Here is a 14,012-nt window from a genome sequence, read left to right as displayed (position 1 = left end):
CGGTCTTTTCGCGAGTTTTTCCGGGCTGTTGAATCTTGTTTCCGGATTGTGTCTGGCGGGGAGGGGGCGCTTGCTGGTCAATTCGACCTGCCCCGGCTGGGTCGCGACATGGGCGGTGCCGGCGGCCGCCCCGTCGCGCAAGGCGCGGCCGGCATCGTCTGCGCCGCAACCTTGCCCGACGGTCCGACCGGCGGCTTTTTAGCGATGGCAAGCGGCTGCCCTGGTGAAGGGACACCATGCTGCCCCCAACCCATCCGCATGCTACGAAAATAGCATTCCCGGCCAGCGAAATGTGATGCTAGGCTCGCGCCCGTGCACCCAAGGCGCGCGGCGGCCCAGCCGCAAACGAGCAGGCCCGCAAGAATAGGAGTGGCAGGCGGGATCGAGGCCTCAATCCACAATCCGACGGAACTGTTGAACCATTGCGAGGTCCGCCGCGTTTCCCGTGGTTGACCACAAGGGAGGAACTACCAGTGAAAGCATCCTATCTCGTCTCCGCCGCGCTCATTGCGGTATCCGCAATGCCGGCGGCGGCTGGCGAAATCTCGGACGGCAAGGTCAAGATCGGCATCTTGAACGACCAGTCCGGCGTCTATGCCGATTTCGGCGGCAAATGGTCGGTAGAGGCCGCCAAGATGGCGGTCGAGGATTTCGGCGGCAAGGTGCAGGGCGCGCCAATCGAGATCGTCAGCGCCGACCACCAGAACAAGCCGGACATCGCCTCCAACATCGCGCGCCAGTGGTACGACACCGAGCAGGTCGACGCGATCATGGAGCTCACCACGTCTTCCGTCGCGCTCGCCGTCCAGGGGCTTTCCAAGGAAAAGAAGAAGATCGACATCGTCACCGGCGCCGCCTCCACCGACCTCACCGGCAAGCAGTGCTCGCCCTATGGTTTCCACTGGGCCTACGACACCCACTCCCAAGCGGTCGGCACCGGCGGCGCACTGGTGCAGCAGGGCGGCGACAGCTGGTATTTCATCACCGTCGACTATGCATTCGGCTATTCGCTGAAGGACCAGACCGCCAAGCTCGTGGAATCCAGTGGCGGCAAGGTGCTGGGCGAGGTGCGCTATCCGCTTGGCTCCACCGACTATTCCTCCTTCCTGCTGCAGGCGCAGTCCTCCGGCGCCAAGATCATCGGCCTAGCCAATGCCGGCCTCGACACCTCGAACTCGATCAAGCAGGCGGCCGAGTTCGGCATCGTCGCCGGCGGCCAGCGGTTGGCGGCGCTGCTCTTCACGCTGGCCGAGGTGCATGGCCTTGGCCTGCAGGCGGCGCAGGGCGTTGTGCTGACGGAAGGCTATTACTGGGACCGCGACGATGTGAGCCGCGATTTCGCGCAACGCTTCTTCAAGCGCACCAACCGCATGCCAAACATGGTCCAGGCCGGCACCTATTCGGCGGTGACGCAGTATCTGAAGGCCATCGACAAGGCCGGCACCGACGAGACTGAAGCGGTGGCCAAGCAATTGCATGAGATGCCGGTCAACGACGTGTTCACGGTGAACGGCAAGGTGCAGGCCGACGGCTCGATGGTGCACGACATGTATCTCTACCAGGTCAAGAAGCCGGAGGAGAGCAAGAAGGACTGGGACTACTACACCTACCTGGCGACCATTCCCGGCGACAAGGCCTTCATGAAAGCCGAGGACAGCGGCTGCCCGCTCGTCAGCAAGTGACGCTCGACACCGCCACCGCCGTCCGCCGGGACGGCATCGACCAGACGCCGCGGGTGGTGCTTTCCGCCCGCGGCCTGCGGCGCGACTTCGCCGGATTCGTCGCCGTGAAGGATGTCGACCTCGACGTCCACCACGGCAGGATCCATGCCTTGATCGGCCCGAACGGCGCCGGCAAGACCACCATCTTCAACCTGTTGACCAAATTCCTGCAGCCGACCAGCGGCACCATCCAGCTGCTCGGCACCGACATCACCCGCACGCCGCCGGCCAAGGTGGCGCGCATGGGCCTTGTACGCTCCTTCCAGATATCGGCGATCTTTCCGCATCTCAGCGTGCTCGACAATGTGCGCGTCGCGCTGCAGCGTCCGGGCGGGCTGGGCTATCAGTTCTGGCGCCCGGTCTCGGCGCTGGACCAGCTGACGCCCCGGGCGCGCCAGCTGCTAGCCATAGTCGGGCTCGACGACGCCGCGCATCGGCTGGCGGGCGATCTCTCCTATGGCAGGAAGCGTGTGCTGGAAATCGCCACCACGCTGGCGCTCGATCCAAAAGTTCTGCTGCTCGACGAGCCGATGGCCGGCATGGGGCATGAGGATGTCGGCACGATCTCAGGCATCATCCGCTCGCTGGCGAAAGACCGCGCCGTGCTGATGGTCGAGCACAACCTCACCGTCGTTGCCGATCTCTGCGACTGGATCACCGTCATGCAGCGCGGCCAGGTGCTTGCCGCCGGCGACTACGCGACTGTGAGCCAGGACGAGCGCGTGCGCGTCGCCTATATGGGGACCGAGCATGAGTGAGCCACTGCTTGCCGTGCGCGACCTTCATGCCTGGTACGGCGAGGGCCATGCGCTGCACGGCGTCAACCTCGAAGTCCTGCGCGGCGAGACGGTTACGCTGCTTGGCCGCAACGGCGTCGGCAAGACGACGACGCTGCGCGCCATCATGGGCCTGATCCGCAAGCGGACAGGCTCCGTCACTTTCAATGGCAAGGACCTGATCCGCCTGCCGTTGCACCGCGTCGCCCATCAGGGCATCGGCTTCGTGCCGGAGGAGCGCGGCATCTTCGCCACGCTCACCGTCGACGAAAATCTGATCCTGCCGCCGGTGGTGGCCAAGGGCGGCATGAGCGTGGAGGAGATCTTCGACCTCTTCCCCAACCTCAAGGAACGTCGCAACAGCCAGGGCACGAAGCTTTCCGGCGGCGAGCAGCAGATGCTGGCGATCGCCCGCATCCTGAGGACCGGCGTCGAAATGCTTTTGCTCGACGAGCCGACCGAAGGCCTTGCGCCGGTCATCGTCCAGCGCATCGGCGAATTGTTGGCGACGCTGAAGAAGCGTGGCATGACCATCCTTTTGGTCGAGCAGAATTTCCGCTTCGCCGCCCGCATCGCCGATCGCTTCTACCTGATGGATCACGGCAAGGTGGTGGAAGGTTTCCCGGTCGGCCAGCTTTCCGCGCACACCGACAAACTGCACGAGGTGCTGGGGGTATGATGGCCAAATGACCATGATCTTCGGTATCCCCATCCAAGCCTTGCTCGGCCAACTGCTTGTCGGCCTGATCAACGGCTCTTTTTACGCCATGCTCAGCCTCGGGCTGGCCGTCATCTTCGGGCTCTTGCGCATCATCAATTTCGCCCATGGCGCGCTCTATATGTTCGGCGCCTTCATCGGCTATCTGCTGCTCGTCCATCTCGGCATCGGCTACTGGCCGGCGCTGATCATCGTGCCTTTGGCCGTCGGCCTGTTCGGCATCGTGGTGGAGCGCGTAGCACTGTCGCGGCTCTACCGGCTCGACCCGCTTTATGGCCTGCTTTTCACCTTCGGCCTTGCGCTGGTCATCGAAGGCGTGTTCCGCTTCTATTATGGCGTCTCCGGCAATCCTTACGCGGTGCCGACCCTGCTTGCCGGAGGCACCAATCTCGGCTTCATGTTCCTGCCCAATTACCGCGGCTGGGTGGTGGTGGCCTCGCTCATCGTCTGCATCGGCACCTGGCTGCTGATCGAAAAGACCAGGCTCGGCTCCTATTTGCGCGCCGCCACGGAGAATCCCGAGCTGGTGCAGGCTTTCGGCGTCAACGTGCCGCTGCTGCTGACGCTCACTTATGGGCTGGGCGCAGCACTTGCCGGGCTGGCCGGCATTCTTGCGGCGCCCGTCTACCAGGTCAGCCCGCTGATGGGATCGGACCTCATCATCGTCGTCTTCGCCGTCGTCGTGGTCGGCGGCATGGGCTCGATCCTCGGCGCCATCGTCACCGGCTACATGCTCGGCCTCGCCGAGGGCCTGACCAAAGTTTTCTATCCGGAGGCCTCGAACCTGGTGGTCTTCGTCATCATGGCAATCGTGCTTTTGCTCCGCCCCGCGGGCCTGTTCGGAAGGGACGCGTAAGATGAGCGAGGCGACCCTTCACGCAGAGCGCGCCGCTGCCTCCGTCCGGCTGGAACGGGCGCTTGTGGCGCTGGGGATCATGGCGCTCGTCGCCGCCCCGTTCGTCATCTACCCGATCTTCGTCATGAAGATGCTGTGCTTCGCGCTGTTCGCCTGCGCCTTCAACCTGCTCCTCGGCTACACCGGGCTGCTTTCCTTCGGCCACGCCGCCTTCTTTGGCGGCGCCGCCTATTTCTGCGCCTATGCCGTGAAAGCCTGGGGCTGGCCGCCCGAGGCCGGCATCCTGCTCGGCGCTGCGGGCGCGGCAGGCATGGGCCTCGTCGTCGGCTTCCTCGCCATCCGCCGGCAAGGCATCTATTTCGCCATGATCACGCTGGCGATGGCGCAGATGTTCTATTTCTTCTGCGTGCAGGCGCCCTTCACCGAAGGCGAGGACGGCATCCAGGGCGTGCCGCGGGGCCATCTCTTCGGCATGCTCGACCTCAACGTGCCGATGAACATGTATTTCTTCGTGCTCGCCATCTTCCTGATCGGCCTCTTCGCCATCTGGCGCATCGTCAACTCGCCCTTCGGCATGATCCTGCGCTCGATCCGCGAGAACGAGAACCGTGCCATTTCGCTCGGCTATTCCGTCGGCCGCTACAAGCTCGCCGCCTTCGTCATGTCGGCGGCCCTTGCCGGCCTCGCCGGCGCGGTGAAGGCGATCGTCTTCCAGTTCGCGACCCTCACCGACGTCACCTGGCAGATGTCGGGCGAGGTCATCCTGATGACGCTTCTTGGCGGCATCGGCACCATGGTCGGCCCGGTGGTCGGCGCCGGCCTCGTCGTCGGCCTCGAGAACACCCTTGCCACCTCCGGCTTCCCGGTGACGATAGCGACCGGCGTGATCTTCATGGTCTGCGTGCTGATCTTCCGGCGCGGGATCGTTGGGGAGATCTATGCGCGGTTGCTGGGGAGGGAGGGCGGCAAGAGCTCTTAAGCAGCCGCCTCGAACCGTTTAATTTCCTTGAGCTCTTCCTGCAGCGACGCGCCCTCCACGGCCAGGTCGTAACTGGCTTGCATGTTCATCCAGAACTGTGGCGTGGTGCCAAAGAATTTGGCGAGACGCAGAGCGGTGTCCGGCGTAACGGGCGTGGTCTCGTTGGCGAGGCGCTCGATGCGGGTACGTGGGACGTGAAGCTTTTTCGCCAGGGTGTAGGGCTTCAGGTCGAGTGGCTCAAGGAACTCGGCCCGCAATATCTCGCCGGGATGAATAGGCTTATCGAGGTTGATCATTGGTTCCGCTCCTGTCGGACAGAGCTGGTTGGTTTAGCTAATGGTAGTCGGTGATCTCCACATTGTCCGCTCCTCCATCGGTCCACCGAAAGCAAACACGAAATTGGTCGTTGATACGGATTGAGTACTGACCGTCGGGATCGCCCTTCAGCGCTTCAAGCCGATTTCCCGGTGGGACTTTGAGGTCGGCCAGTTCGGCTGCGTTGTCCAGCATGAACAGTTTCCGCTGAGCGACACGAATGAGATCTGCCGGAAATCCTTTCGGAGCCTTGCCTGTCGAAATCGCTTCAGTGGTCTTGTCTCTGAACGAACGTATCATCCACCACTGCCCCTCGTAACGTATCTTTGCATGATACGTCTCCGAGATCAAGCGCAGAGTATCATGCCGCGATACGAAATGCCCCGAGGGATCATGTTGAGTGAGGTGCGCCCACCGGCACCTCCAGCCCGACCTTTACCCGATCCATCGCAACGAACGTGCGAAACCGCCTGACGTTGTTGTTCTCAAAAAACAATCGCCGGGTCAGCGCCTCGTAGTCGGCCATTGTCGCCACGGTGACGACCAGGATGAAGTCGGCCTCGCCGGTCACGTAATAGCATTGCTGCACTTCCGGCACCGCGGCGAAGCCACGCTTGGCGGCGTCGATCAGCTCGGCCCGCTCGCTCTCCACCTCGACCTCGACGAAGACGGTGATCGGATGGCCGACCTTGGCCGGATCGACCAGCGCGACATTGGCGCGGATGACGCCCATTTCCTTCATGCGCTTGATGCGCCGCTGCACGGCCGGCGCCGAGAGGTTCACCGTCTCGCCGATAATGCGCTGGGGCGTGCTGTTGTCCTTCTGCAGGATGGCGAGGATGGCGCGGTCGAAGGCGTCGAGGTCGGGCAAAATGGACATGACAGCATCTGAACGAAACAAACTTGCATTTCAGGTGCCGAAACAGAGCGCCTTTCTCACTGGACTTGCAATAAATTTCAGCCAACAAGACAGAGAAAGCCGATCCATGTTCCTGCTCAACCACCACCCGAGCCATCGCCAGCCGCTGACCGAACAAGACGCCGCGACGCTTGGGCTCGCCGGAGCCGCCGACGCCGAGCGCTTCCTGGCCGCACGCGACAACCATGCCGAGACGCCGCTGTATGCCTTGCCGGCGCTGGCCGGCGAACTCGGCGTCAGCTCGCTGTATGTCAAGGATGAGGGCAAGCGCCTCGGCCTCGGCAGCTTCAAGGCGCTGGGCGGCGCCTACGCCGTCATCCGACTGGTGCTGGAAGAGGCTGGGAAACGGCTCGGCCGCGCCATCGATGTCGCCGAACTGCATGGGCCCGACGTGAAGGCGATTGCCTCGGGCATGACCTTCGCCTGCGCGACCGACGGCAATCATGGACGCTCGGTAGCGCAAGGCGCCGGCCTGGTCGGTGCGCGCTCCGTCATCTTCGTCCATTCGGGCGTCAGCAACGAACGCGTCGCGGCGATTGCCCGCTTCGGCGCCGAGATCGTGCGCATCGCCGGCGATTACGACCAGTCGGTCAGGGAAGCCGCCCGTGTCGCCGCCGAGCGCGGCTGGACCGTCGTCTCCGACACATCCTGGCCGGGCTATGAGCGCATCCCGGGGCTGGTGATGCAGGGCTACACCGTTATCGTGCGCGAAACGCTGAGGCGCTTGCCGCAGCCGCCCACCCACGTCTTCCTGCAGGCCGGCGTCGGCGGCCTTGCGGCGGCGGTGGCCGGCCATTTCGCCATCGTGCTTGGCGAGGATCGCCCTGCGGCAATCGTGGTCGAGCCCGCGCGGGCGGCGTGCGTCTACGCCACCGCGAAGGCGGGGCGTCCAGTCGCGATTGCGCACAGCAAGCCCACGGTGATGGCGATGCTCGAATGTTACGAGCCGTCATTGGTCGCCTGGCGCGTCCTGTCGCGGCTCGGCGATGCTTTCATGACCGTGGACGAGGACGACGCGGTTTCGGTGATGAACCGCCTGGCGCGGCCTTCAGGCACTGATCCGGCGATCGTTTCCGGCGAGAGCGGCGGGGCGGGGCTCGCCGGGCTGATCCGCGCCGCCGGCGACAAGAAGATGCGCGGGGCTCTCGGCCTCGATGCCCAGTCGCGCGTGCTCATCATCAACTCCGAAGGCGCGACCGACCCCGGCCGCTATGCCGAGCTGGTCGGGATGGCGCCTGACGAGGTTGCGCTGGCGAGGCAGCCGGCATGAGCAATCTGACGATCAATGCCGACCGTCTGCTTGGCCGTATCGAGGAGCTCGGCAGCCTCGGTCGCGATACGCAGGGCCGGCTCGTCCGCGTCGCCGCCTCCGACATGGACAAGCTTGGCCGCGACCGCCTTGTCGGTTGGCTGGAAGAGGCAGGGCTCGACGTCGCCATCGATCGCATGGGCAACATCTTCGGCATCTGGCAGGGCGACGCCGAGGCAGGCCAGGAAGCGGTGATGCTCGGCTCGCACATCGACACGGTGATCGACGCCGGCATCTATGACGGCTGCTACGGCGTGCTTGCCGGCCTCGAAGCAATCGAGACCCTGAAGGAGGCAGGATTTGCGCCGGCGCGCCCGCTTGTTGTCGCCGCCTTCACCAATGAGGAGGGCGTGCGCTATTCGCCTGATATGATGGGCTCGCTGGTCTTTGCCGGCGGCCGGGACATCGAAGAGGCGCTGGCCTCGATCGGCACCGACGGCTCGGTGCTGGGTAAGGAGTTGGAGCGCATCGGTTATGCCGGCCGACATCAGCCCGGCTTCCTCAAGCCGCATGTCTATGTCGAGCTGCATGTCGAACAGGGGCCGGTGCTGGAGCGCGAGGGCATCGCCATCGGCGCGGTCGAGAACCTGCAGGGCATTTCCTGGCAGCGCATAACCATCGACGGCGTGGCCAACCATGCCGGCACCACGCCGATGTCGATGCGCCAGGATGCCGGCGTCGCCGCCGCGCGGGTGATCAGCTTCCTCGCTGACCGAGCCAGCGTCGCCGACGCCCACGGTCGCCACCGTTGGCACCATTGCTTTCGAGCCAAACGCGATCAACGTCATCCCGTCGCGGGCGATCTTCACCATCGACCTTCGCGATCCGAACGAAATGCATCTTCGCGAAGCCGAAGCGGCGCTCGCCGCCTTCCTCGACGACCTTGCCGCAAGCGCCGGCGTCACCATCCATGCCGAAAGCCTGGCGCGCTTCGAGCCGGTGACGTTCGATGCCGGCATCGTCTCGCTGATCGAGGATGGTGCCAGAGCCGCCGGCCTTTCGTGCCGGCGCATGACGTCGGGCGCGGGGCACGACGCGCAGATGATTGCCCGCATTGCGCCGTCCGCGATGATCTTCGTGCCGAGCCGGGGCGGCATCAGCCACAGCCCGGACGAGTTCACCGCCGCCGACGAACTGGTTGCGGGCGCCAATGTCCTGCTTGACGTCGCCGCCCGGCTGGCAGCCGACTGATCGCGGAACCAAACGGTATGTTGTCGACGGCAGATGCCGCCAAGGCGAAACACCACCAAAAATAGTCATCTCGAAACGTTGCGTGCCACCAAGGCGGGAATCCGGCGACATCTGATCGAAACAAACTTCAATCACTAGCCAGATTAGGGAGCGCGATTCTCGCGCGCGTCAAAAAAGTTCAGTGTATCGAAGAAAGAATAGCATGCTGCTCATCAACCAGCGCCCCGAACACAACCAGCCGCTGGTGCCGGCCGACGCTGAGTCCCTCGGCCTGGCGGGCGCCGACCGGGCCGAGCATTATCTGAGGGCTCGCGACGACCATGCCGAAACGCCTCTCTATGCGTTGCCGGCGCTGGCCAATGGCCTCGGCATCGCAGCACTGCATGTCAAGGACGAGGGCCAGCGTCTTGGCCTTGGCAGCTTCAAGGCGCTGGGCGGCGCCTATGCCGTCATGCGGCTGGTGCTGGAAGAGGCCGGCAAGCGCTTCGGTCGCGAAGTCGATATCTGCGAAATCAACGATCCGAAGCTGCGCGCTATCGCCGCCCAGATGACCTTCTGCTGCGCCACCGATGGCAACCACGGCCGATCGGTCGCGCAGGGGGCGGGCCTCGTTGGCGCGCGTTCGGTCATCTACGTCCATGCCGGCGTCAGCGCCGAGCGCGTGGCGGCCATCGCCCGCTTCGGCGCCGAGATCGTGCAGGTCGAGGGCGGTTATGATCAGGCGGTCCGCGAAGTCGCCCGGGTCGGCGCCGAGCGCGGCTGGAAGATCGTCTCCAACACCTCCTGGCGTGGCTACGAGCGCATTCCGGGGCTTGTCATGCAGGGCTACACGGTGATCGTGCGCGAGGCGCTGCGGCACATGGCCGAACCGCCCACGCACGTCTTCCTGCAGGCCGGCGTCGGCGGTTTTGCGGCGGCGCTTGCGGGCTATATGGCAATTCTGCTCGGCGAGGGGCGGCCGAAGGCCGTGGTGGTCGAGCCGAGGCGCTCGGCTTGCGTCTACGCCTCGGTGGAGGCCGGCCGTCCCGTAACGATCGCTCCTCAGCGGTCGACGGTGATGGCGATGCTGGAATGCGCCGAGCCGTCCCTGATCGCCTGGCGGGTGCTGGCCCGCGTCGGCGACGCCTTCATGACCGTCGACGAAGACGACGCGGTCGCGGTGATGAACCGGCTGGCCCGGCCCTTGGGCAACGATCCGGCCATCGTTTCCGGCGAGAGCGGCGGCGCGGGGCTTGCCGGGCTGATCCGCGCAGCCGGAGACAAGGGCATGCGCGCGGCTCTCGGGCTCGATGCTACGTCGCGTGTCCTCGTCATCAATTCGGAAGGCGCGACCGACGCCGGCCGTTACACCGAGCTGGTCGGGGCGGTGCCGCGGGAGCTGGAGCTGCAGATCGCCTGAAGGATTTTCAGGAAAGCGGGCTTCCCTCCGGAATCGATGGAAACGAAGCGCAGCGTCGGGAAGACTCGCCTGGAACGAGCGCTGGGGAAAGAGAAGATGGCTGACCTCGACCAGCAGCAGCTGCATCGCGCGATGACGGCCTGGCGGCGCGACCTCCACGCCCACCCGGAATTCGGCTTCGAGGAAAAGCGCACCGCCGCCTTCGTGGCGGAGAAGCTTCGCGCCTTCGGGCTCGAAGTCGCGGAAGGCATCGGCGGCACGGGCGTTGTCGGCACGCTGGCCAGGGGCAGCGGCAATCGCGCGATTGCGCTGCGCGCCGACATGGATGCGCTGCGCATCGCCGAGCAAGGGACGCGAGCCTGGACCTCGCAGACGCCCGGCACCATGCATGCCTGCGGCCATGACGGCCACACCGCCATGCTGCTCGGCGCGGCGAAGCTGCTGGCGGAAGAAGGGGGCTTCGACGGCACGGTGCGGTTCATCTTCCAGCCGGCCGAGGAGTGGGGCAGAGGCGCGCTTGCGATGATCGAAGACGGGCTCATCGAACGCTTTCCCTTCGAGGAAATCTTCGGGCTGCACAATATGCCGGGCTTGCCCATCGGCCACTTCGAAACCCGGAGCGGTCCGATCATGTCGGCCGAGGACAATTTCGAGATCGTGCTGAAAGGCTTGGGCGGCCACGCCGCCAGGCCGCACGACGCTCGCGAGACGCTGATTGCCGCCTGCGCGCTGGTCGTCAACCTGCAGACCATCGTCTCGCGGCGCCTGAGCCCCGTCGATATCGGCGTCGTCTCGGTCACCGAGCTCATCACCGACGGCACCCGCAACGCGCTGCCCGGCCTCGCCCGCATCCTTGGCGACTGTCGCAGTTTCCGGCCCGAGGTGAGCGCGGCGATCGAGAAGGAGATGGGCCTCATCGCCGAAGGCACGGCGCAGGCCTATAACGTAGCGGCTGAGGTCACTTACACGCGCGAGTTCGTGCCCTTGATCAACGACGCGGCGCTGGTGAATGAGGCGCTTGCTGCGGCCCGAACGGTGCTGGCCGGCGATGCCGTCGGCATCGCCGCCGAGCCGATGACCGCCTCGGAGGATTTCGCCCGCTTCCTCACCGAAGTGCCCGGCTGTTTCGTCTTCCTCGGCAACGGCAATTCCGCCCCGCTGCACAACCCGGCCTACGATTTCAACGATGAAGGCCTGCTGCATGGCGCGCGTTTCCACGCGGCGGTGGTGCGGCGAAGGCTGGCGGCGGGGTAAGGGCGTCTGCGATTGGCGAAAGCGGCGGAGCTTCTGCTTCGTCATCCTCGAGCTTGACCCGAGGATCCATTCGATGACCTTTGGCGTAGAGTTCGGCAGCGCAGAATACTGTAGCTGTTGCAACGCTTTAGCGTAACGGCATGAATCCCAGGGTCTGCGCGCGTCGCTTCGCTCCTTGCTTCGCCCTCGGATGACGAAGCAGATGGGCCGCGATCCTTCGCGCCCCTCTGTTCTGCCGGACCTTTCCTCCAAAATGCGGGGAGATTGGCAGCTTCACCCCAGTAACCCTTTTTTGTCAGCTTTCATGCACTATGCCCGAACGGGGACGGCAAGAACGAGGGCATGGCGGACGACACCAAACGCAACGGCGAATTCTGGGCGCTGGCGCTCGATCGCGCCCAGCTCGGCCTATGGGACTGGAATCTCGCGACGGGCGATTGCTACTATTCGCCGACCTGGTGGAAGATGCTGGGTTATGCCGAGGGCGAGCTCGATACCTCCGATCTGTGGCTGAAGCTCACTCATCCCGACGACTGCGAGCGAGCACTGGCGAGCGGCGACCGCCATATCGCTGGTGACACCGAGTCGATCGAGACGGAACTACGGCTGAAGCACAAGGACGGCCGCTGGGTCTGGGTGCTTGACCGCGGCGGCATCGTCGAGCGCGATGCCGAGGGCAAGCCGCTGCGCCTGATGGGCGTGCAGACCGATATCACCAGGCAGAAGGAGGCCGAGGCCGCGCTTGAGCAGGTCAATGTCCGCTTGCGGCTCGCGCTCGCCGCCAGCGGCACCGGCATCTGGCACTACGATATCGGCACCAACAAGAGCTATTGGGACCCGCGCACCAGGGAGATCTTCGGCCTGGTCAGCGATACCGACGAGGTGACGGCCGATCTCTGGCACACCTATCTCCACCCGGACGACAAGGAGGCCACCGAGCGCGCGCATCTGCCGCCGCCAGGCTCGAAAAGCGTGACCGCCACGCAATACCGTATCGTCCGGCGCGACGGCTCGGTCCGCCATGTCGAGTCGCTGGTGCGTTTGATCGCCGGCGCCGGCTCGGCCGGCCAGATCCTCGGCACGGTACGCGACATCACCGACGAGACGAAGCGCGCCGAGGAGCTCGCTTACGCCGCCCATCACGATGCGCTGACCGGGCTGTGGAACCGCTCGGCCTTCGACCGGCTGCTCGCCGAAAACATCGGCGCGGCGGACCGGCTGCCGCTTGCCGTCTTTTATGTCGACCTCGACTACTTCAAGGCGCTGAACGACTATGCCGGCCATGCCGCGGGCGATATCGCGCTGAAGAGCGTCGCCGGCGGCATCCGCGCCAGCCTGCCGCCTTCGGCGCACGCCGCGCGCCTCGGCGGCGACGAATTCGCGCTGCTGGTTCCGAACTGCAGCGACGCTTGCGCCGAGCGGCTGGCGCGTGCCGTGCTCGCCGCGGTGCGCGACGCCGATCTCGGCTCCGCCGTGTCGTCCCGCAGGCTGGCCGCCAGCATCGGCATCGCCTTCGTGCGCGATCCCCGAACGACGGTAACCGATGCGCTCGCCTGCGCCGACGATGCCTGCTACGCCGCCAAAGCCGGCGGGCGCGACCGCTTCGCCGTGTTCTCGGCCGAAACAGCTTCCGGAGCCGGCGGCCTCAACGCCGCGCGGCTTGCCGCCGATCTGGTCGATGCCATGGAGGACAGCCGGTTGAAGCTGTTCGGCCAGGAGATCCATCGCCTCGGCAGGCCCTGGCAAGACAGCCGCCATGTCGAGGTGCTGGCGCGGCTCGAGGCGCGCAACGGCAAGCTGATCTTGCCGGGCGAGTTCATGCCGGTGGCCGAACGCTTCGGGCTTGCCGCCCGGCTCGACCGCTGGATCATCCGCACGGCGCTGTCGCGCCATGGCAGGGCGATGCTCTCCGGCGCCGTCTCGCTCGGCTTCAACCTGTCGGCGCAGACGCTCTCCGATCCGCAGCTTTGGGATTTCGTCGACGCGGCGATCGCCGAGAACGGCGCGCCGCCGTCTGCAATCGGCTTCGAGATCACCGAGACCGCGGCTGTCACCAATTTCGACGCAGCGGAGGAATTCGTGCGCCGGGCAAGGCTGCGCCATTGCCGTGTCAGCCTCGACGATTTCGGCGCCGGCATGAGCTCGTTCGAATATCTGCGGCGCTTTCCTATCGATGCGATCAAGATTGACGGCTCCTTCGTCCAGCACATCGCCGACAGCCGCTTCGACCGCGAGATCGTCTCGGCAATCGCCGGCATCGCCCGCTCGATGGGCTGCGCCGTCGTGGCCGAGAAGGTCGAGGGGAAAAGCGCGCTGGAGATCCTCGTCGGCATGGGCGTCGGCTATGGCCAAGGCTATTTCCTGCACCGGCCAGAGCCGCTGGAGGCGATCGTGGCGCGGGCCGCGGCTGAGAAGCCACAAGCCCGGGTGGGTGTCGCAAATTAAGCCACGGCTAAAATTGCGAGCACCCTCCGCGATTGCCGAGATCGAACAGCAGCTCGGCCTGGATCAGCTCGGCATTTTCGCCCGATACAATGGTCCCGCGATCATCGACCCGCAGGACCCCGACCCGCTG

General features: G+C 65.3%; 12 protein-coding genes and 1 pseudogene. 10 read left to right on the top strand and 3 right to left on the bottom strand.

The window, feature by feature from the left end; genetic code table 11:
- Window positions 1-473 precede the first annotated feature (473 nt).
- Genes EJ078_RS02955 through EJ078_RS02935 form a run of 5 tightly spaced genes read left to right on the top strand, consistent with a single transcriptional unit; the run spans window position 474 to window position 5,050 of the window.
- Window positions 474-1,682: an ABC transporter substrate-binding protein gene (locus EJ078_RS02955; protein WP_127403787.1), complete on the top strand. Its 1,209-nt coding sequence runs from the start codon at window positions 474-476 to the stop codon at window positions 1,680-1,682.
- Entirely contained in the window at window positions 1,679-2,479 is an 801-nt protein-coding gene (locus EJ078_RS02950; RefSeq protein ID WP_245456958.1) for an ABC transporter ATP-binding protein, read from the top strand. Before EJ078_RS02955 ends, EJ078_RS02950 begins: the two co-directional genes overlap by 4 nt.
- Window positions 2,472-3,176, top strand: a complete 705-nt coding sequence (locus tag EJ078_RS02945; RefSeq protein WP_066998451.1) for an ABC transporter ATP-binding protein — start codon at window positions 2,472-2,474, stop codon at window positions 3,174-3,176. The genes EJ078_RS02950 and EJ078_RS02945 overlap by 8 nt, the downstream gene beginning before the upstream one ends.
- Window positions 3,177-3,183: 7 nt before the next feature.
- The gene (locus EJ078_RS02940) at window positions 3,184-4,071 is read left to right on the top strand and encodes a branched-chain amino acid ABC transporter permease (protein WP_066998448.1); all 888 of its coding nucleotides are present in this window, start codon (window positions 3,184-3,186) and stop codon (window positions 4,069-4,071) included.
- A gap of 1 nt (window position 4,072) precedes the next feature.
- The gene (locus EJ078_RS02935; RefSeq protein ID WP_067322567.1) at window positions 4,073-5,050 is read left to right on the top strand and encodes a branched-chain amino acid ABC transporter permease; all 978 of its coding nucleotides are present in this window, start codon (window positions 4,073-4,075) and stop codon (window positions 5,048-5,050) included.
- Here the strand turns inward: EJ078_RS02935 and EJ078_RS02930 are convergent.
- The 3 genes from EJ078_RS02930 to EJ078_RS02920 all read right to left on the bottom strand — a co-directional run bounded on the left by EJ078_RS02930 (window position 5,047) and on the right by EJ078_RS02920 (window position 6,245).
- Window positions 5,047-5,346: a HigA family addiction module antitoxin gene (locus tag EJ078_RS02930; RefSeq protein ID WP_067322571.1), complete on the bottom strand. Its 300-nt coding sequence runs from the start codon at window positions 5,344-5,346 to the stop codon at window positions 5,047-5,049. The two genes, EJ078_RS02935 and EJ078_RS02930, sit on opposite strands and share 4 nt — an antisense overlap.
- A gap of 37 nt (window positions 5,347-5,383) precedes the next feature.
- Entirely contained in the window at window positions 5,384-5,665 is a 282-nt protein-coding gene (locus tag EJ078_RS02925; protein ID WP_127214966.1) for a type II toxin-antitoxin system RelE/ParE family toxin, read from the bottom strand.
- Between the two features lie 91 nt (window positions 5,666-5,756).
- Complete coding sequence (locus EJ078_RS02920) at window positions 5,757-6,245, bottom strand: Lrp/AsnC family transcriptional regulator (protein ID WP_127214965.1); 489 nt, start codon at window positions 6,243-6,245, stop codon at window positions 5,757-5,759.
- 106 nt (window positions 6,246-6,351) lie between these two features.
- On the opposite strand from EJ078_RS02920, the gene EJ078_RS02915 reads away from it, so the two are divergent.
- From EJ078_RS02915 to EJ078_RS02895, 5 genes and pseudogenes are all read left to right on the top strand, one after another.
- The gene (locus EJ078_RS02915; RefSeq protein ID WP_127214964.1) at window positions 6,352-7,554 is read left to right on the top strand and encodes a diaminopropionate ammonia-lyase; all 1,203 of its coding nucleotides are present in this window, start codon (window positions 6,352-6,354) and stop codon (window positions 7,552-7,554) included.
- A pseudogene (locus tag EJ078_RS02910) lies at window positions 7,551-8,784 on the top strand (Zn-dependent hydrolase). Before EJ078_RS02915 ends, EJ078_RS02910 begins: the two are co-directional and overlap by 4 nt.
- A gap of 202 nt (window positions 8,785-8,986) precedes the next feature.
- Entirely contained in the window at window positions 8,987-10,183 is a 1,197-nt protein-coding gene (locus EJ078_RS02905; RefSeq protein WP_127214963.1) for a diaminopropionate ammonia-lyase, read from the top strand.
- 96 nt (window positions 10,184-10,279) lie between these two features.
- Entirely contained in the window at window positions 10,280-11,437 is a 1,158-nt protein-coding gene (locus tag EJ078_RS02900; RefSeq protein ID WP_127214962.1) for a M20 aminoacylase family protein, read from the top strand.
- A gap of 342 nt (window positions 11,438-11,779) precedes the next feature.
- Window positions 11,780-13,882, top strand: coding sequence for an EAL domain-containing protein (locus EJ078_RS02895; protein ID WP_127847231.1), 2,103 nt, complete (start codon window positions 11,780-11,782; stop codon window positions 13,880-13,882).
- Window positions 13,883-14,012 lie beyond the last annotated feature (130 nt).

The organism is Mesorhizobium sp. M1A.F.Ca.IN.022.06.1.1, assembly GCF_003952605.1.
Lineage (GTDB): Bacteria > Pseudomonadota > Alphaproteobacteria > Rhizobiales > Rhizobiaceae > Mesorhizobium.
This window is presented reverse-complemented; position numbering and strand designations above follow the sequence as displayed.

What these genes read in the sequence shown, in the direction of transcription:
- EJ078_RS02945 (WP_066998451.1), top strand. Translation starts at nt 2,472, where the DNA reads ATGAGTGAGCCACTGCTTGCCGTGCGCGACCTTCATGCCTGGTACGGC.
- EJ078_RS02940 (WP_066998448.1), top strand. Translation starts at nt 3,184, where the DNA reads ATGACCATGATCTTCGGTATCCCCATCCAAGCCTTGCTCGGCCAACTG.
- EJ078_RS02935 (WP_067322567.1), top strand. Translation starts at nt 4,073, where the DNA reads ATGAGCGAGGCGACCCTTCACGCAGAGCGCGCCGCTGCCTCCGTCCGG.
- EJ078_RS02930 (WP_067322571.1), bottom strand. Translation starts at nt 5,346, where the DNA reads ATGATCAACCTCGATAAGCCTATTCATCCCGGCGAGATATTGCGGGCC.
- EJ078_RS02925 (WP_127214966.1), bottom strand. Translation starts at nt 5,665, where the DNA reads ATGATACGTTCGTTCAGAGACAAGACCACTGAAGCGATTTCGACAGGC.
- EJ078_RS02920 (WP_127214965.1), bottom strand. Translation starts at nt 6,245, where the DNA reads ATGTCCATTTTGCCCGACCTCGACGCCTTCGACCGCGCCATCCTCGCC.
- EJ078_RS02915 (WP_127214964.1), top strand. Translation starts at nt 6,352, where the DNA reads ATGTTCCTGCTCAACCACCACCCGAGCCATCGCCAGCCGCTGACCGAA.
- EJ078_RS02905 (WP_127214963.1), top strand. Translation starts at nt 8,987, where the DNA reads ATGCTGCTCATCAACCAGCGCCCCGAACACAACCAGCCGCTGGTGCCG.
- EJ078_RS02900 (WP_127214962.1), top strand. Translation starts at nt 10,280, where the DNA reads ATGGCTGACCTCGACCAGCAGCAGCTGCATCGCGCGATGACGGCCTGG.
- EJ078_RS02895 (WP_127847231.1), top strand. Translation starts at nt 11,780, where the DNA reads ATGGCGGACGACACCAAACGCAACGGCGAATTCTGGGCGCTGGCGCTC.